Source organism: Streptomyces sp. SCSIO 30461 (assembly GCF_037023745.1).
Taxonomy (GTDB): domain Bacteria; phylum Actinomycetota; class Actinomycetes; order Streptomycetales; family Streptomycetaceae; genus Streptomyces.
This window is the reverse complement of sequence record NZ_CP146101.1, coordinates 4,676,717-4,700,464: the sequence shown is the minus strand read 5'-3', so window position 1 is coordinate 4,700,464 and position 23,748 is coordinate 4,676,717. Positions and strand designations below refer to the sequence as shown.

Sequence of the window (23,748 nt, the reverse complement as noted above, 5' to 3'; positions counted from 1 at the left end):
AACCCCTAAACGCTCTTAACCTGAGAAAAAGGCGTTCTGCTCGTTTGCCGCGCGGCGAGCGCCTGTTGGCTTCCGTGCGAAGGAAGTAACGCAGAAACGCGACGTACCCCGGGGTGTTGGCCCGGGGTACGTCGCTGAAAGGATTTCGGCTGAAGGGGTTTCGTGCGCGGACGGGGATCCGGTCAGCCGATGAAGCCCTGGTCACTCAGCGCCTTCTCGATGCGGGCGCGGTGGTTCTCCTCCCAGGCGTCAAGGGACTGCTCGGCCTCCTTGGCGAGCTTCGCCTGAGCGGCCGCGAGGATCTCCTCTTGGCGGGCGACGGGGACGACGACGATGCCCTCCTCGTCGGCGACCACGATATCGCCGGCGTGCACCAGCACACCGCCGACGCGGGCCGGCTCACCATGCGCGCCGACCTTCTTCTTGGTGCCGGGGATCGGGATGACGCCGCGCGAGAAGACCGGGAAGCCGGCCTCGCGCACCTCGGCGAGGTCGCGTATGACACCGTCGACCACGAAGGCCGCGACGCCCCGGCGCTGGGCGACGGCACACACGTTGCCGCCGGCCAGCGCGTAGTCCACGTCGCCCGACTCCACGACGACGATCGAGCCCGGCTCGGCGCGGTAGATCGCGGCGTGCAGCATCAGGTTGTCGCCGGGCTCGCACCGTACGGTGTACGCGGGTCCCGCGACGCGCGGCGAGTCCCACAGCGGGCGGATGCCGATGTCCATGACCTGCTCTCGGCCCAGCAGGTCGGCGAGGGTGGTGGGGGGAACGTCCTTGAATGCGTTGTCCATTGCTTCCTCTGTTCCTGTGTTGTGGTGGGTCGGTCAGCCGTGGGCGGCCGTGTCCTTCTCCGGGCTGTAGAAGTGCTGTTCCCAGGTGGCACCGCCGTCGGAAGTCGACAGTACGGTGCCTTCGTCGCCGACGATCCATGACTCGAGTTCGGAGAGGATCCGCACGTTCCACAGGGACATCCCGGTGCCGATGACGCCGACCTCCCAGGTCGTGCCGCCGTCGTGCGACGTCATGGCGGTGTCGCTACGGCCGACCACACAGCCGAGCCGGCCGTCGGGCGAGAAGTGCACGGCGGTGAAGTTCTGCCGGGTGGCGCTCTCACGGCGCTCCCAGGTGCGGCCGCCGTCCCCGGTGTGAAGCACGGTGCCGCGGTGTCCGACGGCCCAGGCCGTGGCGGTGTCGACGGCGTGGATGTCTATCAGGTCGTCCTCGCCGCCACTGTCCTGTGTCTCCCAGGTGGTCCCGCCGTCCCGGGTAGCGAAGACGGTGCCGCCGGTGCCGACTGCCCAGCCCGTGCAGTCGTCGGCGAAGTCCACCGCCCACAGGCCGCAGCCGGTGTACGGGCTGGGCTGGTGCACCCAGGTGGTGCCCCCGTCCCGGGTGCCGAGGATGGTGCCGCGGTCGCCGACGGCCCAGCCGGTGCGGGCGTCGGGGCGGACGTGGACTTCGAGGAGGTCCTTGGTGCTGCCGCTGGGCTGCAGCTGCCAGGAGGTGCCGGCGTCGCGCGTGACCAGGATGGTGCCGGCCCGGCCGACGGCCCAGGCGGTGGTGTGGTCGGCCGGCGAGACGGAGTAGAGGTTCGCGGCCGTGCCGCTGGGCTGCGGGGTCCAGCGGCGGCCGGCGCGGGTGGCCAGCACGGTGCCGCCGTCGCCTACCACCCAGCCGTCCTGGCCGCCGGGGAAGATGTGAACGCCGTAGAGGTTCCGGCCCGTGCTGGCGACGTGCGAGGACCAGGTTGCGCCGTGGTTCTCGGTGGCGATGACGGAACTCCCGTCGCCGGCGGCGTACACCTGGGCGCCGTCGGGCTGCGCCCACACGGTCTTCAGGTTGTCGACGACGCCGCTGTCCTGGTGCGCCCAGGTGACGCCGCCGTCCGCAGTGGCGAGGACCGTACCGCAGTCGCCGACCGCCCAACCGTGCTCGCCGGACACGGTGAACGCGACGCCCCAGAGGCTGACATCGGTACCAGTGACCTGCGTCTCCCAGGTGGCACCGCCGTTCGTTGTCGTCAGTACGGTGCCGGCACGGCCGACGATGCGTGCCGCGCCGCCGGTGCCGGCGTGGACGTGCGTCAGGGTGGTCTGTGTCGCGGCGTCCTGGCACTGCCAGGTGGTACCTGCGTCGTCGGTGCCGAGGATCGTGCCCTCAGGGCCAACGGCCCAGCCCTGCTTGCCACCAGGTTCGAAGTGGACGCTCAGCAGCGACAGTTCGGTGGGGGTGTCCATCAGGCGCCAAGTGGTTCCGAGGTCGTCGGTGGCCAGGACCGTACCGGCGGCGCCGACCGCCCAGCCGCAGTCGTCCTCGAAGTAGACGCCAAACAGGGGGACTTCGATGGGGGTGTCCTGGCGACGCCAGGACGTACCACCGTCCTCGGTGGCCAGGACGAGGCCGGCGTCGCCGACGGCCCAGCCGCGCCGCGCGTCGGCGAGGAAGGTGACGTCCCAGAGCTGTGCGCCGGTGCCGGTGTCGCCCATCTGCCAAGTGGCGCCGCCGTCCGTGGTGAGCGCGAGCAGGCCGTCCCGGCCGACCGCCCAGCGGGCGGTGCCCGCGCCGTGCAGGCCGGCGAGGTCCTTGTGGATGCCGCTGAGCTGCGGCGTCCAGGTACCGCCGCCGTCCGGGGTAGCGAGGATGAGCCCGGAGTCGCCGACCATCCAGCCGTGCCGGGTGTCGGGCATGAAGGCGAGGGACACCACGTCCTTGGCCGTGCCGCTGGACTGCGGGGACCAGGTGCGGCCGCCGTCGTGGGAGGCGAGGATGACGCCGTCGTCGCCGGAGGTCCTGACTTCGCGGCCGTCGGGTGCCGCCCACAGCCCGTACAGATCGAGGCCGGTGCCGCTGTCCGTCCTGGTCCATGTGGTGCCGCCGTCCTCGGAGCGCAGGACGGTGCCCATGCGGCCGACGGCCCAGCACAGCTCAGGAGAGACGGCGTAGATGCCGCGCAGGTCGACCTCGGCCTTGCTCTGCTGGACGACCCAGGTCGCGCCCGCATCGGTGGTGGCGTGGATCGTGCCGCGCTTGCCGATGATCCAGGCGGTCTTCTCGTCCAGAGTGAAGCAGCGGGTGAAGTGGGTGTCGTCGGAACTTTGCGGCTGCCAGGTCAACCCACCATCGAAGGAAGCGAGGATGGTGCCGCTGTCGCCTACGGCCCAGCCGGTGCGGCCGGCCGGCTCGAAGGAGATGCCGTATAGGTTCCGATCCGTGCCGGTCTCCCGCTGGTCCCAGTGCCGGCCGCCATCGGTGGTATGCAGGATGACGCCGTCACGGCCCGCTATCCAGCCGCGCTCGGTGTCGGCGAAGCAGACCGCGCGCAGATCCTTGTCGGTACTGCTCTGGGAGTGCCAGCGCGAGCCGCCGTCGTCGGTCGCGAGGATCATGCCTCCGTCGCCGACGGCCCAGCCGTGCGCTTCGTCCACTAGGCACACGCCTTGGAGGTTGACGCTCCGGGGAGCAATGGTGCAGGTCATGGGTGAAACCTCGCTGGGGTGAGGGAGGGGTGGGAGGCCTTGGGTAGGTGGCCGGCCGGCCCGGTCAGGCGGTGGCGGTCGCTGCCTCGGCGGTGGCCCGGCTGCGTAGACCGCGGGCGACGACTGCCGGCATGACGGCGCCCAGCACGGCGTACGACACGGCCAGGACGATCCAGCCGATCGCACCCTGGCCGATGATCAGCCAGGTGAAGACCGCAGGGGCGAATATCTTGCCGATGTCGCCGCCCATCTTGTACGTGCCTTGGTACTGGCCCTGGGCGTGGTCGGGCGCGAGGTCGAACGCGATGGTCCAGCTGCCCGCCGCCTGCCGGATCTCGCCGAGCGCGTGCAGCAGCGCGCCCACGACCAGCAGTGCGCAGGCGAGCAGCAGCCCGGTCCCGCTGGTCATGGCGAACATCAGGCAGGCGGTCGCCACACAGCCGGCGCCCTGCAGGCTCGCCCATGACGCGGACTTGGGATCGTCGATGCCGCGGGTGGCCCTGATCTGGAAAGCCACCACGAAGGCGGTGTTGATGAGCAGGATGACCGAGCTCATCCAGAGCGGGGCGTCCGTGTGGTGGATGACCCACAGCGGCAGCACGATATCGAGCAGCAGGGCATGCGTGACGAGCAGCCCGTCCACGGCGGTGAACATCAGGAACGGCACGTCGCGCAGCACCGCGAAGGCCGCGCCAGCCGCGGCTGGCACCGGTGGCACCGGTGCCTCCTTCAAGGTGAGCAGGCCGGTGGCGAGGAAGCAGAGGGCGGTGAAGAGGATGGCGCCCTGATAACCGACGCGTTCACCCCAGGCGAGGGTGAGACCGGAGAGACAGGCACCGATCGCCATGGTCACGTTAATGGCGGCCCGGATGTACGCCATGACGCGGGCCCGGTCGCTCCGGGGCACATTGGCCGCGATCATGGCCTTCCGGGCATTGTTGCCCGCACGATAGGCGAGGCCCTGGACTGACGTGACGATCAGATACGACCAGAAGCCGTCTACGAACAGCAGCGCAGCGGTCAGCGGGGCCAGCGACAGGAACGACCACATCTGAACGGTACGCGGCCCGGCCCGGTCGGCGAGATGGCCGAGCGGGATACTGGACACGAGGACGAGGGCGGCCGCGATGCCCACACTGATGCCGAGCTGACTCGGCGTGAGGCGGACCATCATCACCGCGTAGATGGCGTTGATGGCCATCCACAGCCCTTGCCCCAGGCTCATCACCATGGTGATGAAGGTGAGCATCCGGGCATGGCCGGGCGGGGGGAGAATGCGGGTCAGCACGGATCGGCTTCCTGTCTCATCGCTGAGGATTCGTTGGGGAGGCTAGGTCATGGGCGGTGCCGCGCCATTGTTGTGAGCGCAAACCGACTTGACTACGGAAAGCCTGTTCTTCTCGTAAATCCAACGGCCGTTCTGCTGACGGGTGCCAGGGCTGGTCCACGGCCGCGAGCAGGCGTATGCGGGCCGGGCCGGACAGCTCAGGGTCCGCTGCGCCGGCGCATGGCGGGGGTCTGGCAGGTCGTGCCGCCCGGCGAGCAGCTCCTGGACGCGTACCTTGGCGGCCATCATGGGCACCCGCAGCCTGCGCTCCCGTGCTTCCGCACGCCGCTGGTTGTCCGGGTGCCGGGTGCCGTACCTCCAGCGCGCCCAAGGCGCCTGGGGCCGGCTGAGCCGCAGTGCGCCGACGACCAGCAGCGGCGGGCAGAAGATCCCCACCAGCCCGGTCCAGGTCTTGCCCTTGAGCAGGGTGACCACGGCGAGGAGGAGCGAGCCGACCACCGCGACGACGAGGCCCGTGGTGCCCTCCTCGCGACCGGCGGCTCCCCAGCCGTACAGGCCGAGCGGGCGCAGCCCGATCAGCACCATGCCGCTCAGGGCTACGGCGGCGAAGACCGCATCGACGGAGGTGCGGCCACGCTCGGTCCAGTAGACGTCCTCAAGGTGCAGGATCAGCGCGAACTCGTCGAGGACGAGCCCGGTGCCGATCCCGAACACCAACGCGAGGACCGTGCGCCAGCCCGGCATCTCGTCCGGAACGGCGAGCCCGGCGATGCCCGCGGCCACCATGAAGGCCACGCCGAAGACGGCATGGTGGACATGGAGCCCGCCCAGCCGGACGTTCCCCGGCCACCAGCGGACCTTTGCACGGATCAGCCGGACGCTGACCCGGATCCCGACGAAGGCGGCGAGCAGCCCGACAAGGAAGGAGAAGAGCGGCAGCCGCCCCGTGGCCACGATGTACTGCTGGAACCAGGCGTGCAGACCGCTGTCGTACGTCGTCATCAAACACCGGAGTACAGATGCTCGGGCCGCCCGCTGTCGCCGTACCGCAGGGTGAGCCCCAGCTTGCCGCTCTCGGCGAGAAGCTTGAGGTACCGCTGGGCGGTGGACCGGCTGATCCGCGCCAGCTCGGAGACCTCCTGGGCGGACAGCTGCCGGTCGGTACCGTGCTCCCTGACGATGCGCAAGACCAGCTCGAGAGTGCGCTCCGAGTACCCCTTGGGCATGGCGGGCACGGCCTTCGGGGTGCGCGGAGTGCCGAGCGTCCGGTCGATGCGGGCCTGGTCCATCTCCGTGGCCTCGTCGATGGTGCCGCGAAGGTGGGCGTACGCCTCTAGCTTGCTGCGCAGGCCGTCGCAGGTAAACGGCTTGACGAGGTAGTGCAGGACGCCGGCGCGGAGGGCTTCGCGAACCGATTCGGGCCGACGGTCGGCCGTGACCATGATGACGTCGATGTCGTGGCCCAGGCGCCGGAGCCGACGGGTGAGAGACAGCCCGCTCTCGTTCGGCAGATGCTGGTCGAGGAGGACCAGGTCGATGCCGCCACGCTCCACGGCGACGAGGGCCGGGGGGGCGCTGTGTGCAATGCTGGCGACACGGAAGCCGGGCACTACGGACACGTAATGGGCGTTTATCTTCGCCACGTAGAAGTCGTCGTCGACAACGAGCACATTGATCATTGGTCCCCCCGAATCACCACCTGACACTGCCTGAGTCTGCCCGGCGCCTCACGCGCCGGCCGACGCCCGTAAGCGCTTGGCGACAGCCTTCATTCGTACGATGAAGACGGCACCGCCGCCCTCCCGGTCGGTGACCGCGACTGATCCGCCCCGTTCCCCGGAGATGGTCAGCACGAGCGCGAGCCCGATCCCCTGCGGTTGTCCGGGCGAAGGCCGCTTGGTGGAGGCCCCCCGGACGAATATCCATTGCCGTAGATGTGGGGCGACGCCAGGCCCGTTGTCGGTCACGCGCAGCTCAACGACGCCCCGTTCCTGGTGGAGCGCGACCTCCACCCAGGGCCCGGTCCGGCCGGTCTTCGTGACGGCGTCCATGGCGTTATCGATGAGGTTGCCGAGGACGGTGGCGACTTCACCGGACACCTCGAGGCAGTTGGGCAGGCAGGATTCGGGGCTGAGCCGCAGCTCCACTCCGCGCTCCGACGCGGCGAGCAGCTTCCCGACCAACTGGGCGCGGATCAAGGAGTCGCCGATCCGCTTCATGATCTCGCCGACCTTGGCGAGCGGGACACCGGTCGAGGCGGCGAACAGCTCGGGCTGTTTCTCGGCGTGCCGGGCGAGCTCCCTCAGGCCCTGCAGCGTGTGCAACGCGTTGCGCCGCTCGTGCCGCCGGATATGGGCGTCCGCGAGGTACCGAGCGCCGGGCGCGTCCAGCCACGCGCGCTGCATGACCACCAGGGGGAGCGACGCAGTGACGTTTCCTATGCGTCGTGCGGCCAGCGGCTGTCTCGCGGCTTGTGGCTGCGGAACGGCCAAATGTGGGCGATGAATCATGAGGGACAGCTTTCCAGTGGCAGATACACCTGGTCAGGGCGATCCATTGAATCCTGATCCCGAGGTGTGTATCAAGATCGGAAGGGTAAAGAGATCATCTGGACGGTCATGCGATGCGATCGGCCGGAAGGGCGCGCGTGCTCGAGGCGCTGCCGTGCCGCAACCGCGTGTTCCTCGGCCTCTCGGACCACCTCCAGCCAGGACTCGAGCTCTTCCCGAGCCCGGGCCTCACGCAACTCCAGCAACGCGATAGCCGACGGCACCACACACCTCCGAGGCAGAAACCAACCATCCGCTGGCTGCCCCTGACCGAACGCCCCCACACCACAGCCACCCGAAAGTCGCAGGTCATCGAGCTACAGAACGGTTCACCACCACGCTCTCAGCCGTCCGGATCACAAGATCGTCGACAGAACCAAGATCTTCACGTGGATCGCGTCGATGAAGATCACCGGGTGGCGCTGGTCCGCTCCGGCACCACGTTCGAGAACGGCCTCCTGGCCGAACGCGCGGAGGCCACCGCGGCCTGATGTCAGCGGGCCGGGGCAAGCGCAAGTGCCTGCCCGCCCTGGACGGCTGTGGCAGGCGATAGGGTCGTGACATGGACTTGACCGGGAGGCTCTGGGGCGCCACGAGCGCAGAGCAGAGTGCGCCGTATTCATGCGACCAGCTGGTGACGGCCCGGTCCGAGGGCTGGACACGGGCAGTCGACGTCGCGGCCCCACCCGGCCTCGTCTTCCGGTGGGTCCGCCAGTTGACCGTTGCTCCGTACAGCTACGACTGGATCGACTTCCGAGGCCGCAAGAGTCCGCACGCGCTTCTCCCGGCGCTGCCTGACCTGTCCGCCGGACAGCCGTTCCTCGTCTTCGAGATCGCCAGCTTCAGGACCGGCGAGCACATCACCGGCCTGCTTCCCGAGGCCATTGTCAGGCGGCACGGCCAGATGGCCGTGAGTTACAACGTGCGCCCGCACGGCGAAGGCTCTCGTCTGGTCGTCAAAGTCGTCGCGGAGGCCGGGGGAACAGAGGGCCGAAAGTTGCGTCGGCGGCTCCTCGCCTACGGCGATCTCGTAATGATGCGAAAGCAACTTCTGACTCTCAAGAAGCTGGCCGAAGGTATTGCGGGATCGGAAGCCAACGCCGCCGCCGAGTAGGCGGCCCGCATGAACCACATCCACAACTCTTGACAATTACTCCAGCACACAGCGGCACCGCTCCCGAACAGTGCCGCCGTGCACCGCTCCTGGGTGCGAGGCCGGACCGACGGGTGTAGCTCAGGCCCGGAGCTGCTGCTGGCGGCGGTGGGCGCGGATCTCGGTGATCGCGATGGCGAGTGCCGCGAGGTTGAGTGGGAAGGCCACGGCTGCGGCGATCTGCGGGATGCCGAACCCTCGCAGGAGGCTGGCCGCGAGGGCGGTCAGGAACAGGGCCAGCGGGAGGAAGCGCCGCCAGGCGGGCAGCTCCCGGAACCGGGCGACGGTCACGGCACACCACAGAAGGGCACCGTACAGGGCGGAGTTTACCCGGCGTCGGTGAGGGCTGTGGGACGTCCATAGAGTCCAGAGAGTGCAGGTCGCGTGTACTCCGACCTGCACTCTCCGGTGGGTCTGTGAGACGAGTGTGAGACGGCCGTTTTGCCGCTGTCAGGATTCGGTGGCTGGCGCGTCCTCTTGGGCACACCGTGCCTTGCCGCGCGTGCAGACGTGGCTGCCGCACTTACGTGATCGCCGCGTTCGCCGGTGGTGCCCGATGACCACCATCATCAGTGCCGCCGCCGACCGCATGATCGGCCAGTTCAACGCCTACCACGCCGCGAACATCGCCGCCGGGCTCCGCGGCCCCGCCCTGGGCGACTTCCACAACCTGGTCGTCGAGATGGTCGCCGAGGCCCTTGACCTGAAGGCCCGCATGCGGGAGATCACCGATCTCCTCGCCAGCCCCTGCCCGTTCCGGGCGCCCCGCCGGGGGTGCCCGGTGACGAACCAGGCCGGGACGGTCCGCCCCACGCGGGCCGTTCCGGCCGCCGACTCGTCGCCGCCGGATTCATCCGCCGGACCACCGGCCGCACGCTCACCCTCGACACCACCGGACTACGGGTCATCTGCTCCTTTACCTGCAGGACGGAGGCCGGCCAGTGACCACCACCGACATCCCTGAGCCCGTCCGCGACCTACTCGCCGCGATCGTCGAGACCCTCACCCAGCCTGAACCCAGCAGCGAGCGCGTGGACATGGTCCGCTTCGAGACGTGCGTCTCCGAACGCGTCCACCTGATCCAGCTGGCCGTTCGCGACGTCCTCGACGGCACGGCCACGAACGGCGTGAAGTGGGAAGCCGACTGCCTCCGTAAGAAGGCTGCCGACCGGCCTCCCCGCTACCGGACCGCCGACGAGTACCTCGCAACATTTGCGCAGCATCGCCAGCGGGGGTGAGCGCTCGTGAGCACCGAGGCCCGCACCGTCACCCTGGCCGCCAGCGACCACGGGAACGTCACCCTTTCCGAACCCACCTGGTGCGCCGGCCACAGCCGCCACGATCCCGAGACCCAGCGGGCCGACCCCATCCACGCGGGCCCGCTCGTCGAGTGCATCTATCAGCCCGGTCCAGCTGTACGACCTCCTCGGGCCCTCGACGGACATGCTGGCTGGTTCCGCGGTCTCGCCGCCGACCTTGCTGTCGGGTGGCTCTGAAGATTTCAGTAGCGCACGAAAGATTTCAGTGCGGCCACTGAGGGTGACCGGCATCGCCGGCCGGCCTGCCGGAAGGACTGGCCGGCCGTGGGGAACGGGCTGGTCAGCTCCTACTGGCCCGGATGCTTTCGGCTAACCACTCGCAGGACGGCTCCTGCCGCCAGCACAAGCGGGCCCAGGCTGATGACGGGAAGTCCCGGGCCGGGCAGGACGTACATGGCCGCTCCGGCCACGGTGAGGACGGCGCCGACGGCCATGAGTACGACGCCGAGTCGGGAGGGGCACATGGTGCTCCTCTGTAACGACTTGGTCGGCGATTGAGGTTCGGGCGTGCTGGCCTGGCGGTTCGGCTGGTGGGTGATCAGCAGACAGCCGAGCGGGCGAGCACCAGTTCGGTGCTGTGGACGGGACGGGTGGCCCGCCGGGCTGCGCGGTCGGAGACCAGTCCGGCGATGGCACGGTGGGTTTCGGCGTAGGTCTCGCGGCGTCCGGTGTAGCGCTGCAGTGGTCGCCAGTGGCGCATTTCGGCGTTGGCGTGCTCGACGACGATGCGGCGGGAGGACTGGCGGCGCCGCATCTCGCGCCATGCCCTCTTCTCCCCGTCGGGAGCCTCGTCCTTGGGCTTCTTCGGCGGGGCGGTGACCTGGCCGGGGAATTCGTTGGCCAGGCCCCGATACCCCTCGTCGACCTCGGCTTTCACACTCGGATGCAGGCGCAACTGCTCGGCGATGCCTTCGGTGCGCATGGCGGTCTGGTCGTGTATGCGCCCGGGCCGGTCGGCGCCGTTCCACAGCGTGCGGCCCTGGCCGTCGCTGATGGTCGTGGTCTTGATGGTGTTCTGCTTCTTCTTGCCGGAGACGAACGCACGGCGTCCGGGCCGGTGCGCCCTCGGGCGGCGGACCTGGGTCTCCATGCCGTCGATGCGCAGGCTGACGCCTTCGGCCTCGGCGTAGGCGAACACGTCGGCCAGCGTACGAAGCCGCAGCCCGGGCCGGTCGGGGACGGCAAAGCCGCGCCGGGCAAGCAGGGGGCGGATCTCGCCGATCGCCTCGCTGACGGTGGAGCGGCCAACGCCGTACAGCTCGGCCAGTGCGGCATGCGGCAGATGCGTGCGCAGGTGGACCACGGTGAGCACGACACGGTCGGTGAAGACCAGTTCTTGTTTCGGGCCGGCCCCCGCCGCCCTCAGTCGCTTGTGGCCGCGCCGTGCGTGCAGTGCCGCCTCGCGCAGCGCACACCACGGCTCGGCCAATTCAGCGATCAAATCGCCGAGATGTTGGCGCGAGACACCGGTGAAGGCAGGATGGGACAAGGCCGTGCGGGCCCACTTCTTGGTCACACTCGAAGAACCCGCACGGCCCGCTCGCGTTACGGCCGGGGCGCGCGCTCATCGTTGGCGGGCGGGACGAACGTTCTCCTCCGTCAGCAGGAACGCCGCAACCACCTCTATGAACGCCTCCGGCGCTGCGTGGTGGATCAGGTGCCCGACCGGGATGGTGACCATGTGCCCGCCGGGGATGCGGCGGGCCAGCTCGGCGACGCCGTCCTGAGGCACATGGCTGCGTGGGCCGCCGGCCACCACGAGGGTCTCGGCGGTGATCTTGCTGAGTCGCTCCAGCCACCTGGAATCGGGCTGGTCGATCTGCCGCCTGACGGCCAGCACCATCTCCCAGTCGAAGATCAGGTCGCCGTCCGGCCTGGTCGGGGTACTTGGCTCCCGAGGCCGGGGGACCGACACGTCCTCCAGGACCAGTCGACTCACCCGCTGCGGATGGTCCTGTGCCAGCAGGTAGGCCACGATCCCGCCCATAGAATGCCCGATCAAGTCAACGTGGCCCAGTCCCAGAGCGTCCAGGAACTGCAGCACATCGGCCCGCATCAGTTCGAGAGAGTAGTCACCCGGCCAGTCGCTCCGGCCGTGCCCCCGCAGGTCGAGGGCATACACCCGCCGACTGCGGGCAAGAGCGGGCACCACCTGCTCCCAGTCGGTGAAATTCTTGCCCAGCGCGTGGACCAGGACGAGCGGCGGAGCATCCGGCGGACCCGACAACCGATAGGCCAGCCGAGTCCCTCTCACGTCGACCAAGCGGTGATCAACCATGTCCGGAGGATAGGCGGTAGGGGCCTTCCGGAGGACCGGAGTTCACCGTCGGCCGAACCACCACCACCGCGGTCGGTGTCCCGGCTCCTCCGCCACACGGCACGGCCCCGATCTTCAATAGCCGACCACGTCGTAACGTCGTAGATGTTCCACAAGAGGAAGGTGACGGGTACGAGGAGTGGGCGACTGTGGTGTCGGCGATCCGCAGCAGGTCGGTGGCGACCGCGTGCAAGCCCTCGTCCCAGCCGTCCTTCAGGTTTGCTCTCCGGGGATCCGGACTGTCGGGTGGCCCTGTGCCCTGCACCACCAGACTGCCTTGCCTTCGTGCGTGACGGCGTGCAGGCCGCTGGCGTGCTCCGGGCAGAGCGGCCAGAGGTGGCCGTAGCGGTCGGTCAGGTAGGTCTGAATGGCGTCCGCGACTTCCGCACGCACTCCGGGCGGATCGAATGATTGGATTGGATGGCCGATTCGGCCACCGTCACCATCCCCACCGGGAAGTCCGGCGAAGGGGGAGTGGAGCCCGCGCGGATGTCGACGCGCAGGCCCGTGTCCCGCTCGGCTGCTGCGGCCACCGGGGGGAACGCGTCCAAGACGCAGCACAGCTTCCGCTCGAACGCGATCAGGGCGAACCGGGCCGCCGGCAGCTCCCCGTGCTCGCGATACGCCGCGCGGATCCAGCCCGCCGGACGGGTCTCGGCGATCTGCCAGCCCAGCTCGCCTTGGACTCGCTCCAGCCACTGCGCGAAGAGTCGTTCGTAGCACAGTTCAAGCTCGCTGCCGGGCATGCTTTCCTCCATCTGTGGATGGTAAGACGAATCGGCTGCCCCAGCCGGAGTGGTCGGGGCAGCCGATTCGCTGTGTGGCCGCGTGGTCGTCCGCGCGGCCGCGGTGTGTCGGGCTCCCGCTCGGGCCGTCAGTCCGGCTCAGCGGGGCTCACTGCGCATCGGTGCGGGGTCAGTACCGGTAGCTGCCTCCGCCGCCGAAGTTCTGGAACCGGTTCCAGTAGTACTTGGTGTAGCCGATCCGGGCGATGCCGGACGCGGAGAACTGCACCGAGTCACCGGGGTCCAGCCAGCACGTGAAGCCGTAGCAACTGTGCTTGCCGCGAGCGCCGTTCAGAGGTGTCCACCCTTCGGGGACAGGTCCCAAGGCCGGGAAGTTAGCCCGTTTGTGCTGGTGGCAAGGGGGTTGAGGTCCAGGCTGTGGCTGCGTAGAGGCCGGGGCCGATCTTGTGGATGAGTCCGCTGTCGGCCCATCGGGACAGCTGGCGATACATGGTGTGCAGGGTGATGTCGCCGAAGTGGGTTGCAATCTCCGCGGGTCTCCATAGGCGGGTCGGGTCGTCCTGAAGCAGGGCGAGGATGCGGTGTCGGCGGCGTTGGGCCGGGGCGGTGTGGCGATCGTCGCGGGAGATCGCGGGCAACGGCTGCTGTTCGGGGCCGGGTTCGAGGACGGTGACGGTGAGCTCGGTGATGGTGCGGCTGCGGTCGGGGCGGCCGTCGTCGCGACGCTCGCTGTAGCGGGAGACAGGGGACTTGACCTTGCGGGTGCTGGTCCGGTGACGGCGGGGCGCGAGGAGCCGGGCCAGCACCCTCCGGCCGATCAGGCCGATGGAGCCGGGAGCCTCGGGGATGATCCCGGCGGCCTGGACGACCTGGTCGCGGGCGGTCTGCAGGGCGACAGTGAAACTGCAGCGGTCGGGGTCGGTGCCGGGGACGGACTCGGCGGCCTCGACCATCACGGCGCGTAGGACCTGGTAGAGCGTGAGCAGGGCCCACATCTCCTGTTCGAGGCCAGCGGCATCGTGGGAGCGGAGGTTGTGGCCGGCGAGGATCGTGTGGCGGAGCGCGAAGTACGCGCTCTCGTGTTGTCGGGTAGGTGCGGCGCATTGCTGCGCCGCACCCCCCTCAGAACCGGACGGGCGGCGTTAACCGCATCCGGCTCAAGCAGGCCCTGAAGGCCCACGGGCAGCCAGAATGGCTGGTCAGCGTGGTTCACTGCCGCCGCGCCAGCGGTGGCAGTGAACGTGGGTGAGTCGGAAGGCGACGGGATCGTCGGACTGGCTTCCGTCCGCTTCGGCGGTGAGCGCGTTTGCGCGTACCGCCGTCCGGATCGCCCGCAGCCACTGCTCCCATTCCTGGGGGCTCTGCGGCTGCTGGTCGGCGTGCAGGAGAAGCGTTCCGCAGAGCGGGCACCGGCCGTGCTGTCCTTGGAGCAGACTCAGCAGGCGCGTGCTGAGCGGGGGCTTGTTCCTGCGTCGCCGCGAGGCCCAGTACTCGGTCAGCGCCGGGTCGTCCACGGACGCCCCTTTGACGACGAGTTGATGTCTGACGATCCTGGTCCAGGCGAATTTGGTGAGGTAGCGGCCGCTCTCGCGGTCACCGAACACCCACCGGTCCTGCCGGGACTCGTTGAACCGGCCGAAATACCGGGAGGTCACCCAGCCGTTCGGCTTGTTCGGGTGTGTGTGGCGGGCCCACTTGTAGACCAGCCTCCACACATGGTTGTCCAGCGAGGCGAACACCTCACTGGAGACCACTCCCCGAAAGTAGGCAGCCCAGCCCCGGATGATCGGGTTGAGCTTGGCGATCATCGCCGCCGCGTTCTGCCCCCGAAGGGCCAGCACCTCGGCGGCGAGCCGTGCCCGGATCCGTCGCACGGATGCCTTGCTCGGCTTGATCAGCAGCATGCCGTGGTAGCGGCGGACGGTGAAGCCCAGGAAGTCGCAGCCCTCGTCGAGGTGCGCGATGCGCGTCTTGTCCTCGTTGAAGGCCAGACCCCGGGGCCTGAGCCACCGGGCGAGCCGCTCCTTGACCTGTTGCGCCTCGTCACGACTGTGACAGAGCACCACCAGGTCGTCGGCGTACCTGACCAGAGTCGGCGAGCCGACTGCCAGTTCACCAGCCCGTGGGCCGGTGAGCCGGTAGTGGACTCCGGCAGCCTCTTCCATCCCGTGCAAGGCCACGTTCATCAGCGCCGGGGAGATGATCCCGCCTTGCGGAACCCCCTCCTCGGTCGGGGCGAGAACGCCGCGGTCGAGTACTCCCGCCTTGAGCCACTGCTCGACCAGCCCCCGGGCGGGGAACTGTCCGATCGAGGCCATGAGGCGGTCGTGATCGATGCGGTCGAACGCCGCTGCCAGGTCTGCGTCAAGGACCCACTGGCGCTTCGGGCTCTTGCCCTTGGCGGCCAGGAAGATCGCTCCGATCGCGTCGTGGCAGCCACGGCCGGGACGAAATCCATAGGATCTCGGCTCGAACCGTGCCTCCCACTCGGGTTCCAGCGCGTTCAGCGTCACGGCTTGAAGACACCGGTCGATGATCACGGGAATTCCGAGGCCGCGCTGACGGCCATTGGCCTTGGGGATATAGACCCGCCTGACGGGCAAGGGTCTCCACGGCGCTGCCCGGTGCTGCATCCAGTCGGCCAGTTCGGCCTTCCCCTGGGGCAGCAGGACAACCCGGCCGTCGATCCCTGCCGTCTTGCGGCCAGCGTTGATCTCCGTCACCCGCCGCACGCTCACCAGCGTGTTGGAGCGGGAGCGGAGCATTAGTTTCTGGAGATTGCGGACCTTCTTGAGGTCCCCTGCCTGCGATGCCGTGAAGATCCGCTGCCTCAGCCGCCGTACTTCGTTCTCCGCGCCCTGCCAGTCGATCGACTGCCAGTCGGTGATGTCGTCCTCAGGTCCGTTCGCCGTGACGGCACTGTCGTCCTGGACGGTGTCCGCCACGGGAGATGTTGTCGCCACGGTGTCCAACTTGCCCTTCGGTTTCAGCGTTGATGGTCATCCGGTCCTCACAGGCCCACCTGACCCACGTCAGCACCCTTGCGGGTCCGGGCTGAGCCCGTATCCGGCCGGTTATGCGAGGCGACCAGCGGAGGCGCTGGTCATCTGCCCCGGTTTCCCGCTGCCTTTCGGCGACCGGCGTTGGCTTCTTGGGTCATCCTGTGCCCGCTGGGGAGTTGGGCCTTCCTTACGGTCGGCTGACCGGACGCTGTCGCGTCCGGACCCCAGCGGGGTTTCCACGTTCCACACGAGTGAGATACGACCGGGGTGGGTGCCCCCTAAACTCCGGGACGGCGATGCTCTCCCGGCTGACGTTGGGTCTTCAGCCGGCGCCTGCCGCTTCTCAGCGACCAGTCCTGCACCCCGCTGGAGCAGTCCATCGGCGGGGCCCACGATCACGAAGCATCATCAGGGGTTCACTTGCGTTCACCCGTCCGGTCTTCCCCTTGCCTGTAATCCCCGGATGGCACGGGGGCCCTTGGGCTTCTCCTTCGAGCTCCACACCCCGCCGTTACCGGCGACGCATGTCGAAGTGGGGACGGGCCTTGAGCACTGGCCCGGAACTACGCTGTCGACATCAAGTCGATCCTCCGATCAGGTAGTTCACTCAATCTCGTGCGACTTCGTGTCGCACCCCAGCGCTCGTGGTAGAGGTCGATCAGCGTTCTGGCCGGGTGTCGGCGAGCGTCGGTCAAGGTGGTGACCAGCCGATAGGTGCTGGTGAAGGCGGTGCCGTCGTTGCAGGTCACCGTGATCTCGGCGTCGATGATCCGGACGTGCACGGTGCCGATCACTGACAGGTAGGAGCCGTCGTCGAGACGGGCCAGGACCGGGGCCCGTCGGTTGTTGCGGAGCCTTCCCAATACTTTCGCGCCGGTCGCGGCCGCTTGGGCGAGGAAGCTGTTCGCGTCGAAGCCCTTGTCCCACAGCACCAGCATGTCCGGCCTCAGCAAGTGCAGCAGTCGGCGGGCGTAGGCGGTCTCGCCCTCGTCGGTGGTGCCGAACACCGCCCCGATCAGCGCTCTCGTCCCGGTCTCGACCAGCGTCATCAGCTCCAGGGTGGGATAGCCGTGATGGGCCGTGCGCCCGAGCCAGGCCCGGTTGCGGGGCGAATCGGGCACCCGCAGCGAGCTGCAGCCATCGAAGGACACCGTCCGGTAGGTGCCGAAACGCACCCCGGGCGTCGTCGGCCGGGCCAGGGGCCCTGCGAGCAGGCCGCCAACGCCGCCGCCCGCACCGATACCTTCCTCGGCGCCCGTTACCGGCGCATCGTCAAACGCCGCGGCCATGCCAAAGCCCTGGTGGCCGTGGCCCGCTCGATACTCGTCATCGCCTGGCACCTGATCAACGACCCGGACGCCTCCTACCAGGAGCTCGGCGCCGACTGGCACCGTCGCCACCTCGATGCCGCCCGCAAGACCCGCGATCTCGTCCGCCAGCTCCAGGCCCTCGGCCACCAAGTCGCCCTCGCACCGTCAGCCTGACCGTCCGTCTCACCGTCATCCGGTCCGCAAGCGGCCCGGATGCTGCCGCCTGCCCTCCCGGAGATCGATTTTCCGTTCAGCGTCTGTCACGTACGGATCTGTGGGAGCCCGGGGCTGAGACGCCCCGGGCTACCCGACCATTCGGGTTCAGACGGGGATGCAGCTGTGCCTGTTCTTGTCCGATATCTGAGAGCACTCTGGCAGGAAGCGGTTCAGCATCTCCAGGGTGCGGGTGACGCGTGCGACGCGTTCACGGGTGGTCGCGTCACTCACCGAGTCGTACGGGTGGCTTTGCGCGCTGGCACCGATCTTCAGCATGACCGGGGCGGCGACCTGCACGATCTCGGCGGCCTCGTAGAACCTGATGAAGCCACCCTTGGTGCGGTAGACGTCCATGGGGACGTCCAGCGGCAGGCCGGGATTGAGCCGTCGCATCTCCTGCAGAACCGGCAGGCCGAGATCATGAGCGGTCGTGATGCTGTCCGCGCCGTTCTCCGCGAAGATCTTGGCCAGGAAGGGATTCGTGGCCATGCAGTGGCTCGATGTCTTCAATACCAGATCGGACGGGAGTGTTCCGTCCGCGCGCATCTCGGCGAGCACCCGGGCCACTCCGAGGTCGTAGACGATCACCCCACGACACCCGAGGTCGGTGAGCCTGATGACTTCCTCCACGCAGGCCCGGAAGGCGTCGTGGTTGTTGATCTGGCGCCCCATCTCGAGGCCGAAGGACGTGCGGTAGAACGAACTCTTGATGTCGTACTCGGGGCGCGGGCCGAGACTGATGAGGATTCCCTCCCCACGGTCGCGGCACAGCGCGAGCATGTCCTTGATCTCCGCGTCGGAGAGCAGGATCGACCCGTGCGTCTCGTTGTACCGCGTGACGGTGATGCCCGCCTCGTCGAGGCAGGTAGTCACCTGCAACAGGTCCCGGTAGCTGTTGATGACGGGGATCTCCACCCCATACTGGCCACCGCCGTCGTACTGCTCGGTGGATGCGGCGAGGTCGATACCGTCTCCCACGGGGTATCCCTTGCGAAGGAGCCAATCGCGACCGGGCCCCGCCGAGATCTTCACTTTCTGCATGTCTGTGCGACTCCTAGCCATGTCGAATGGGTCGACGATCAGATTTCGAGACGCACAGATGGAACGTTTCGCCTCCTCCGTGGATGCGTCGATGAAGCACAACAGTCGATCCCGAGGAGTGAAGTGGCGGCGGAAGAAGTCATCCACCAGCTCGTCCCGCGTGGCCGGGAAGCTCGGCCAGAAATCGCCCGGCACTTGCCCCCGCCGCCCAGCACGACTCCGTGCGTGGTCGAAGTGGCCTGCACCGCAGGTTGACTCGGTCGCAGTCGTGTGCATGACGCGCATTCCACATCCTTGGATGTGGAACAAGGCGCGCAGTACTACGTCAGGATGTCAGCGGCCTGCGGTGATCTCCCCGCAGGCCGTTCCGCAAGTCGTTCTACAAGTAGTGTTCCAAAAGGTATGCACGGAGGCAACTGGGGATGCGGCCAACGCCGCCGCCTTCGCCGAGCTGCTGGCCGACCGGCTGCGGGTGCTCGGCCCGGACCACCCGACACCCTCGCCACCCGCCACAACCTCGCGTACTGGCGGGGTCGGGCCGAAGGCGGGGGTTCTGATGTCGGGTAACGATCGTTCGTGAGACACAAAGATCGACATGACGTTCTCGCAGGCCGGGAATGTATTGAGCCTGGATCCACCGAGCGGTGCCTGCGCGGTGCCAGCCCAACGAAGAAGACGTGCCCTGTGACCTGCGAGGATGGGAGTTCTCTACGCTTCCAGCCCGCAGCAAGACAAGGCACGTCGTAAGTGAAATCTTCCCATACCGTCGCAGCGACCTTCGCGGCGTTCGATGACCCGAATCTCCTCGCGTACGGTGGGCTGGCTCCGGCGGTCCGACTGGCCGAGCGGTGCGGCCTGCCGGACCTGGCTGTCACGAAGGTGCGGCTCAAGGGTGTTGCGAACGGGGCCGGGGCAGCGGTCGGCGCGAAGGTGATGTCGCTGGTGGCGGGGATGCTCGCCGGAGCGGACAGCATCGACGACACGGATGTGCTGCGGCACGGGGCGGTGGCCAGGGCATTCGACGGAGTTCGCGCCCCGTCGACGCTGGGCACGTTTCTGCGGGCGTTCTCCTGGGGTCACGTGCGTCAACTGGAGTCGGCGGCACGGGCGTTCACCTGCAACCTCGCCGGACACTGCAATCTGCTGCCCGGCGGCGACCAGGTGGTGCACCTGGACATCGACTCCAAGGTCAAGCAGGTCTACGGGGCGGCCAAGCAGGGCGCCGAGCACGGCTACACCAAGGTGAGGGGCCTGCACTTCCAGATCGTCACCGCCTCCACTCCGCTGGCCGCGCCGGTAATCGTGGCCACCCGCCTGCGCAAGGGCTCGGCCGGCTCCGCCAAGGGCGCGGCCTCGCTGATCGCCGAGGCGATCAAGGCGGTGCGGGCGATGGGCGCCACCGGCACGATCGTGGTCCGCGGCGACTCGGCGTTCTTCTCCCACAAGGTCGTCGCCGCCTGCCGCCGCGCAGGCGCGCGGTTCTCCTTCGCCGTCGCGCAGCGCAAGAAGATCCGGGAGCTGATCGCCACCGTTCCCGAGGACGCCTGGACGGCGATCAAGTACCCGAAGGCGATCTGGGACAAGGACGAGCAGCGGTGGATCTCGGACGCGGAGGTCGCCGAGGTCGAGTACACCGCGTTCACCGGCAAGGCCAAGCGCTACCACGCCACCGCCCGGCTGCTGGTCCGCCGGGTCAAGCGCCTGAACGACGCCCACGTCCTGGACGGTCAGGGTGAGTTGTTCACTGTCTGGCGGTTCCATGCGGTGTTCACCGACCAGGTGCTGCCGCTGGTCGAGGCAGAAGCCGATCACCGCCGCCACGCGATCGTCGAGCAGGTCTTCGCCGATCTTGAGGACTCGGCCCTGGGGCACCTGCCCTCGGGGAAGTTCACCGCGAACGCGGCCTGGCTGACCCTGGCAGCCCTCGCCCACAACCTCACCCGGGCGCTGGGCGCGCTCGCCTCGGCCTTCCACGCCCGGGCCCGCACCGGCACCATCCGCCGCCAACTCATCGCGGTTCCAGCCCGATTGGCAGCCGGAGCACGCACCCTGACCTGGCACCTGCCGCAGCACTGGCCCTGGCGAGAGGCCTTCAGCGACCTGTGGACGGCCGTCGGCCACCGCCTGCGAACCTGACCACCCGGACGCCTGCCCGCCCACGACCAAGGACCTCGGAGACCCCGCCACCGGGACGGCCACCCGGCGACCACTCCTGCCCGCCAGCAGGAACGCCCCCGAATCCGCTCCGAAAATCACAGAGCCGCACTCATCGAATACGGCCCTGTGGATCCAGGTTGAGGCGGAACTGTGGGGTTGCCTGGCTCGTTGGTGGGGTGTGACTGGGGCTGGGGATCTGCGGCGGGTGGCGCCGGCGGGGCGGGAAGTGGTGCGGTTGCGGGTCGTGGCCGCGTTGGAGTCGGGTCAGGTGAAGGGGTACCGGCAGGCGGCTGAGGTGTTCCAGGTCGCCGAGCGGTCGGTGGGGACCTGGTGGCGTGCGTACCGGGCGGGTGCCGGGAGGCCCTGGCGGTGCGGCGGACAGGCCGTCCGCGGCTACTTCCACGCCCGCCACGTCCGCTACATCCTCGAATAGGCAAAAGAACAGTTCCGCCTCAATAACGCTTCCGGCTCGGGCTCACTTTCGATGGTGACGGACAGTCACGAAAGGAAGGTCGTCCCACTCAGTGTCAGCGACGAGCTCGTGATCCCGGTGCTATACAGCCTGAGCTGCATAGATCGCCGAAAGCGGCGGGCATTACCGCCTGTTACCACCGGAAGGGAGCCAGAGCCCAATTCCGGATAGACCCGACGACCTGGTTGCGTGATCTTGTGAGTTTGCTGGTCAGGACAGGCAGGTTGGGAGTCGTTGATCGGCTGATCGACTGAGGCGCTCGGGGATCCGTGCGCGCCTCCCGGGAGTGGTGCTGGTCGTGGGGCACGGTGTCGGTGGGGCAGGCCCGTACTGCGGGCGTTGCCGCGTTTGCTCACCTGTCGTGCCCAACGGGGAGAGACTTGTGCTGTTGCTGCCATCTCGCGTCTCACGTTGGAGGAGACGGCTGTGCGTGGGGCTTGTCGTCGGTCTGGTCGGGGTTGGCGCGGTGCCTGTCGCGGCTTCGTCCCCCGGGTCGTTGGAGCGGGACTTCGCTGACGCGGCGGCCGAGTTTCACGTACCGGTTCCGTTGCTGCTGGCAGTGAGCCATGAGTCATCCTGGTGGGAGTCCCACGACGGGCTGCGAAGCAGCAGCGGGGGATATGGCCTGTTCGACCTGGGCGAGAAGGGCGCGGTGAGCGGTTCTTCGGCTCGCCCTTTGGACCGGGCCGCAGCGCTGGTAGGTGCTGCTCCGGCGGTATTGCGTAGGAACGATCGGGAGAACATCAGGGGTGGAGCGGCGCTTCTAGCGCTCCACCAGAGGTCCCTGACGGGAAGCAGTCCCGAGGATCCCGGGCGGTGGTACGGGGCGGTTGCCCGCTTCGGCGGCTCCTCCTATCGAGGTGGCGGCGCCGCCTTCGCGGACGCTGTCTACCGGACCTTGCGGGAGGGAGCACGGTCGGTCCGGCCGGACGGTCAGACGGTGCGCTTGACCGCAGACCCCGGTGTCTCGCCCGCAAGAGGACAGCGTTCGATGCCGGGGACGGCAGGTCATGGCCGGGAAGCGGAGGAGACGGACCTGTGCCGCCCCCAATGCCGCTTCCTCGCGGCGGACCCCAACAACTTCCAGCTCGCCGACAAACCGGCCAACGGGCTTATCCCTGAACAGTCAGCGGAATTCGATGATCTGACGGCCCGGTAGCAGAAAAGGTGCCCTGAACTGCGAGGATGCGACTGTCGAGGAAGCATCGGGTGCAGGAGTCAGGACACCTTTCTGGTGAGCGAGCGTACAGGGTGGGACCGGGGCCTGGTCGTGAGGGCTGACGGGAAAGGTTTGGTCGGGCATGCCGGGGTGGTGTTGCTGCGGCGCCTTGCGGACCGGTCGGGGCTGACCGGGGCCCTGTCCGGGGTGTTCCCGACCGGCGGTCCGGGCTGGCGGGACCGGGCAGTGGTCCTCGTCCACCTGGCGATATCGATCGCGCTCGGCGCCCGCAGTGTGGCCGAGGCCGGACAGCTCGCCTGGCACCATGAGCGGGTGATGGGCCCGGGCGTCTCGGACTCCACGGTGCACCGCACCCTGAACCTGTGTGACGCCGACCGGATCGCGGCGATCAACCGGGCCCGGGCGCGGATCCGCCGTACGGTGTGGTCGTGGCTGGCGCTGCGGCCCGGCGGATTTCCCTGGCTGACCATCGCCGGGAAACGCCTGCACCACTGGGTGATCGTCGATATGGACGCAACGATCATCACGGCCGCCTCGAAGAAAGAGGGCGCGGCGGCGACCTGGAAGAAGAGCTTCGGGTTTCATCCTCTGGCCGCGTGGTGCGCGAACACCGGCGAGTGTCTGGCGATGCTGCTGCGGAGCGGCAACGCGGGCTCGAACACGGTCGCCGACCACAAGGCGGTGCTCGCCGATGCGCTCGCCCAGATCCCGGGCTCCTCGCGCGCGAAGATCCTCGTGCGGGTCGACGGGGCCGGCGCGACCCACGGCCTGCACGAACATCTCCTCGGCTTGAACACGCGTCGGCGCACGGTCCGCTTCACCACCGGCTGGACCATCACCGAGGCCGACGAGCAGGCCATCGCGAAACTGCCCGAGGCAGCGTGGGAGGCATCCCTCAACCAGGACGGCAGCGTCCAGGAGGGCTACTTCGTCGCCGAGTTGAGCGGACTGAACGGACGCGAGGGCTGGAGCCGGGGCCTGCGGCTGATCGTCCGCCGGGTCAGACCCTCCAGCCGCCACCTGGCGAACCTGACCGACTTCGAGAAGAAGACCGGCTGGAAGTACTCGGTCATCGCCACGAACATCAACAAGATGACCCGGGTCGTCGGCTCCCACCAGATCCAGTGGCTGGACGCCGTGCACCGCCACCATGCCGTGGTCGAAGACCGCGTGCGCACGAACAAGGCCATGGGCTTGCACAACCTGCCCTCGAAATCCTGGCAGAACAACACGAGTTGGATGCTGACCGCGAACCTCGCGGCCGACCTCGACGCCTGGCTCCGTCTCCTGGCCCTCCACGACCAGGACGGCCTCGCCGACGCCGAACCCGACACCATGCGCTTTCGGATCTACCACCTGCCCGCCCGCCTCGCCCACCACGCCCGCCGCCGGCACCTCCGCCTCCCTGCCGACTGGCCCTGGGCCAGGGCATTCGCCACGGCCTGGCGGCGTCTGACCGAGCTTTCCGCCGTCACCTGACGCGCGGACCCCGCCCCGACGAAGACCAGGAAGGAGA

At 68.5% G+C, this 23,748-nt stretch carries 25 protein-coding genes; 9 read left to right on the top strand and 16 right to left on the bottom strand.

Annotated elements, in window-relative coordinates; genetic code table 11:
- Window positions 1–182 precede the first annotated feature (182 nt).
- The 6 genes from V1460_RS20920 to V1460_RS20895 all read right to left on the bottom strand — a co-directional run bounded on the left by V1460_RS20920 (window position 183) and on the right by V1460_RS20895 (window position 7,175).
- Window positions 183–797, bottom strand: a complete 615-nt coding sequence (locus V1460_RS20920) for an RraA family protein (protein WP_338675171.1) — start codon at window positions 795–797, stop codon at window positions 183–185.
- Window positions 798–830: 33 nt separating this feature from the next.
- A complete protein-coding gene (locus V1460_RS20915) occupies window positions 831–3,482 on the bottom strand; it encodes a YCF48-related protein (protein WP_338675170.1) in 2,652 nt (883 codons plus the stop codon).
- A gap of 64 nt (window positions 3,483–3,546) precedes the next feature.
- Complete coding sequence (locus tag V1460_RS20910; protein WP_338675169.1) at window positions 3,547–4,770, bottom strand: MFS transporter; 1,224 nt, start codon at window positions 4,768–4,770, stop codon at window positions 3,547–3,549.
- Between the two features lie 42 nt (window positions 4,771–4,812).
- On the bottom strand, window positions 4,813–5,772 hold the full coding sequence (locus tag V1460_RS20905) for a hypothetical protein (protein ID WP_338675168.1): 960 nt from the start codon (window positions 5,770–5,772) through the stop codon (window positions 4,813–4,815).
- Window positions 5,772–6,449 (bottom strand): response regulator, encoded by a 678-nt coding sequence (locus tag V1460_RS20900; RefSeq protein WP_338675167.1) that lies wholly within the window; start codon window positions 6,447–6,449, stop codon window positions 5,772–5,774. Before V1460_RS20900 ends, V1460_RS20905 begins: the two co-directional genes overlap by 1 nt.
- A gap of 48 nt (window positions 6,450–6,497) precedes the next feature.
- Window positions 6,498–7,175: an ATP-binding protein gene (locus V1460_RS20895; RefSeq protein WP_338675166.1), complete on the bottom strand. Its 678-nt coding sequence runs from the start codon at window positions 7,173–7,175 to the stop codon at window positions 6,498–6,500.
- Window positions 7,176–7,881: 706 nt separating this feature from the next.
- On the opposite strand from V1460_RS20895, the gene V1460_RS20890 reads away from it, so the two are divergent.
- Window positions 7,882–8,433 (top strand): hypothetical protein, encoded by a 552-nt coding sequence (locus V1460_RS20890; protein WP_338675165.1) that lies wholly within the window; start codon window positions 7,882–7,884, stop codon window positions 8,431–8,433.
- A gap of 120 nt (window positions 8,434–8,553) precedes the next feature.
- Here the strand turns inward: V1460_RS20890 and V1460_RS20885 are convergent, their stop codons facing one another.
- Window positions 8,554–8,763, bottom strand: coding sequence for a hypothetical protein (locus tag V1460_RS20885; RefSeq protein ID WP_338675164.1), 210 nt, complete (start codon window positions 8,761–8,763; stop codon window positions 8,554–8,556).
- A gap of 265 nt (window positions 8,764–9,028) precedes the next feature.
- Here V1460_RS20885 and V1460_RS20880 point away from each other — a divergent pair, with 265 nt between their 5' ends.
- From V1460_RS20880 to V1460_RS20870, 3 genes are read left to right on the top strand one after another with little or no spacing between them, the layout of a single operon-like run.
- Window positions 9,029–9,436, top strand: a complete 408-nt coding sequence (locus tag V1460_RS20880; RefSeq protein WP_338675163.1) for a hypothetical protein — start codon at window positions 9,029–9,031, stop codon at window positions 9,434–9,436.
- Complete coding sequence (locus V1460_RS20875; RefSeq protein ID WP_338675162.1) at window positions 9,414–9,710, top strand: hypothetical protein; 297 nt, start codon at window positions 9,414–9,416, stop codon at window positions 9,708–9,710. Before V1460_RS20880 ends, V1460_RS20875 begins: the two co-directional genes overlap by 23 nt.
- Window positions 9,711–9,716: 6 nt before the next feature.
- Window positions 9,717–9,968 carry a DUF6907 domain-containing protein gene (locus V1460_RS20870; protein WP_338675161.1) on the top strand — a complete coding sequence of 84 codons (252 nt, stop codon included), beginning with the start codon at window positions 9,717–9,719 and terminating at the stop codon, window positions 9,966–9,968.
- Between the two features lie 110 nt (window positions 9,969–10,078).
- Here V1460_RS20870 and V1460_RS20865 read toward each other — a convergent pair whose 3' ends face one another.
- The 8 genes from V1460_RS20865 to V1460_RS20830 form a co-directional block, all read right to left on the bottom strand.
- Window positions 10,079–10,255: a hypothetical protein gene (locus V1460_RS20865; protein ID WP_338675160.1), complete on the bottom strand. Its 177-nt coding sequence runs from the start codon at window positions 10,253–10,255 to the stop codon at window positions 10,079–10,081.
- A gap of 74 nt (window positions 10,256–10,329) precedes the next feature.
- Complete coding sequence (locus V1460_RS20860) at window positions 10,330–11,307, bottom strand: transposase family protein (RefSeq protein ID WP_338675159.1); 978 nt, start codon at window positions 11,305–11,307, stop codon at window positions 10,330–10,332.
- Window positions 11,308–11,355: 48 nt separating this feature from the next.
- Entirely contained in the window at window positions 11,356–12,069 is a 714-nt protein-coding gene (locus tag V1460_RS20855) for an alpha/beta fold hydrolase (protein WP_338675158.1), read from the bottom strand.
- A 392-nt stretch (window positions 12,070–12,461) separates the two neighbouring features.
- Complete coding sequence (locus V1460_RS20850; protein ID WP_338675157.1) at window positions 12,462–12,866, bottom strand: hypothetical protein; 405 nt, start codon at window positions 12,864–12,866, stop codon at window positions 12,462–12,464.
- Between the two features lie 157 nt (window positions 12,867–13,023).
- The gene (locus tag V1460_RS20845; protein ID WP_338675156.1) at window positions 13,024–13,218 is read right to left on the bottom strand and encodes a hypothetical protein; all 195 of its coding nucleotides are present in this window, start codon (window positions 13,216–13,218) and stop codon (window positions 13,024–13,026) included.
- Window positions 13,219–13,228: 10 nt separating this feature from the next.
- Window positions 13,229–13,849 carry a hypothetical protein gene (locus V1460_RS20840; protein WP_338675155.1) on the bottom strand — a complete coding sequence of 207 codons (621 nt, stop codon included), beginning with the start codon at window positions 13,847–13,849 and terminating at the stop codon, window positions 13,229–13,231.
- A gap of 204 nt (window positions 13,850–14,053) precedes the next feature.
- Window positions 14,054–15,799, bottom strand: a complete 1,746-nt coding sequence (gene ltrA, locus V1460_RS20835) for a group II intron reverse transcriptase/maturase (protein WP_338674543.1) — start codon at window positions 15,797–15,799, stop codon at window positions 14,054–14,056.
- Between the two features lie 620 nt (window positions 15,800–16,419).
- Window positions 16,420–17,145, bottom strand: coding sequence for a transposase (locus tag V1460_RS20830; RefSeq protein WP_338675154.1), 726 nt, complete (start codon window positions 17,143–17,145; stop codon window positions 16,420–16,422).
- A gap of 18 nt (window positions 17,146–17,163) precedes the next feature.
- Here V1460_RS20830 and V1460_RS20825 point away from each other — a divergent pair, with 18 nt between their 5' ends.
- Window positions 17,164–17,340, top strand: a complete 177-nt coding sequence (locus V1460_RS20825) for a hypothetical protein (RefSeq protein ID WP_338675153.1) — start codon at window positions 17,164–17,166, stop codon at window positions 17,338–17,340.
- 147 nt (window positions 17,341–17,487) lie between these two features.
- On the opposite strand, the gene V1460_RS20820 is transcribed toward V1460_RS20825, so the two are convergent.
- On the bottom strand, window positions 17,488–18,360 hold the full coding sequence (locus tag V1460_RS20820) for a hypothetical protein (protein ID WP_338675152.1): 873 nt from the start codon (window positions 18,358–18,360) through the stop codon (window positions 17,488–17,490).
- Window positions 18,361–19,170: 810 nt separating this feature from the next.
- Between V1460_RS20820 and V1460_RS20815 the strand changes: the two genes are divergently transcribed.
- The 4 genes from V1460_RS20815 to V1460_RS20800 all read left to right on the top strand — a co-directional run bounded on the left by V1460_RS20815 (window position 19,171) and on the right by V1460_RS20800 (window position 23,711).
- Window positions 19,171–20,559 carry an IS1380 family transposase gene (locus V1460_RS20815; RefSeq protein ID WP_338673281.1) on the top strand — a complete coding sequence of 463 codons (1,389 nt, stop codon included), beginning with the start codon at window positions 19,171–19,173 and terminating at the stop codon, window positions 20,557–20,559.
- 199 nt (window positions 20,560–20,758) lie between these two features.
- Window positions 20,759–21,013: a hypothetical protein gene (locus V1460_RS20810; RefSeq protein WP_338675151.1), complete on the top strand. Its 255-nt coding sequence runs from the start codon at window positions 20,759–20,761 to the stop codon at window positions 21,011–21,013.
- A gap of 1,030 nt (window positions 21,014–22,043) precedes the next feature.
- A complete protein-coding gene (locus V1460_RS20805) occupies window positions 22,044–22,211 on the top strand; it encodes a hypothetical protein (RefSeq protein WP_338675150.1) in 168 nt (55 codons plus the stop codon).
- Between the two features lie 75 nt (window positions 22,212–22,286).
- Window positions 22,287–23,711 carry an IS1380 family transposase gene (locus V1460_RS20800; RefSeq protein ID WP_338672180.1) on the top strand — a complete coding sequence of 475 codons (1,425 nt, stop codon included), beginning with the start codon at window positions 22,287–22,289 and terminating at the stop codon, window positions 23,709–23,711.
- Window positions 23,712–23,748: the final 37 nt, after the last annotated feature.

Bases quoted from the DNA above. Each gene is read 5' to 3' on its own strand.
- V1460_RS20920 (WP_338675171.1), bottom strand. From the start codon at position 797: ATGGACAACGCATTCAAGGACGTTCCCCCCACCACCCTCGCCGACCTG.
- V1460_RS20915 (WP_338675170.1), bottom strand. From the start codon at position 3,482: ATGACCTGCACCATTGCTCCCCGGAGCGTCAACCTCCAAGGCGTGTGC.
- V1460_RS20905 (WP_338675168.1), bottom strand. From the start codon at position 5,772: ATGACGACGTACGACAGCGGTCTGCACGCCTGGTTCCAGCAGTACATC.
- V1460_RS20900 (WP_338675167.1), bottom strand. From the start codon at position 6,449: ATGATCAATGTGCTCGTTGTCGACGACGACTTCTACGTGGCGAAGATA.
- V1460_RS20895 (WP_338675166.1), bottom strand. From the start codon at position 7,175: ATGCAGCGCGCGTGGCTGGACGCGCCCGGCGCTCGGTACCTCGCGGAC.
- V1460_RS20890 (WP_338675165.1), top strand. From the start codon at position 7,882: ATGGACTTGACCGGGAGGCTCTGGGGCGCCACGAGCGCAGAGCAGAGT.
- V1460_RS20880 (WP_338675163.1), top strand. From the start codon at position 9,029: ATGACCACCATCATCAGTGCCGCCGCCGACCGCATGATCGGCCAGTTC.
- V1460_RS20865 (WP_338675160.1), bottom strand. From the start codon at position 10,255: ATGTGCCCCTCCCGACTCGGCGTCGTACTCATGGCCGTCGGCGCCGTC.
- V1460_RS20855 (WP_338675158.1), bottom strand. From the start codon at position 12,069: ATGGTTGATCACCGCTTGGTCGACGTGAGAGGGACTCGGCTGGCCTAT.
- V1460_RS20850 (WP_338675157.1), bottom strand. From the start codon at position 12,866: ATGGAGGAAAGCATGCCCGGCAGCGAGCTTGAACTGTGCTACGAACGA.
- V1460_RS20840 (WP_338675155.1), bottom strand. From the start codon at position 13,849: ATGTGGGCCCTGCTCACGCTCTACCAGGTCCTACGCGCCGTGATGGTC.
- V1460_RS20830 (WP_338675154.1), bottom strand. From the start codon at position 17,145: ATGGCCGCGGCGTTTGACGATGCGCCGGTAACGGGCGCCGAGGAAGGT.
- V1460_RS20805 (WP_338675150.1), top strand. From the start codon at position 22,044: ATGCCGGGGACGGCAGGTCATGGCCGGGAAGCGGAGGAGACGGACCTG.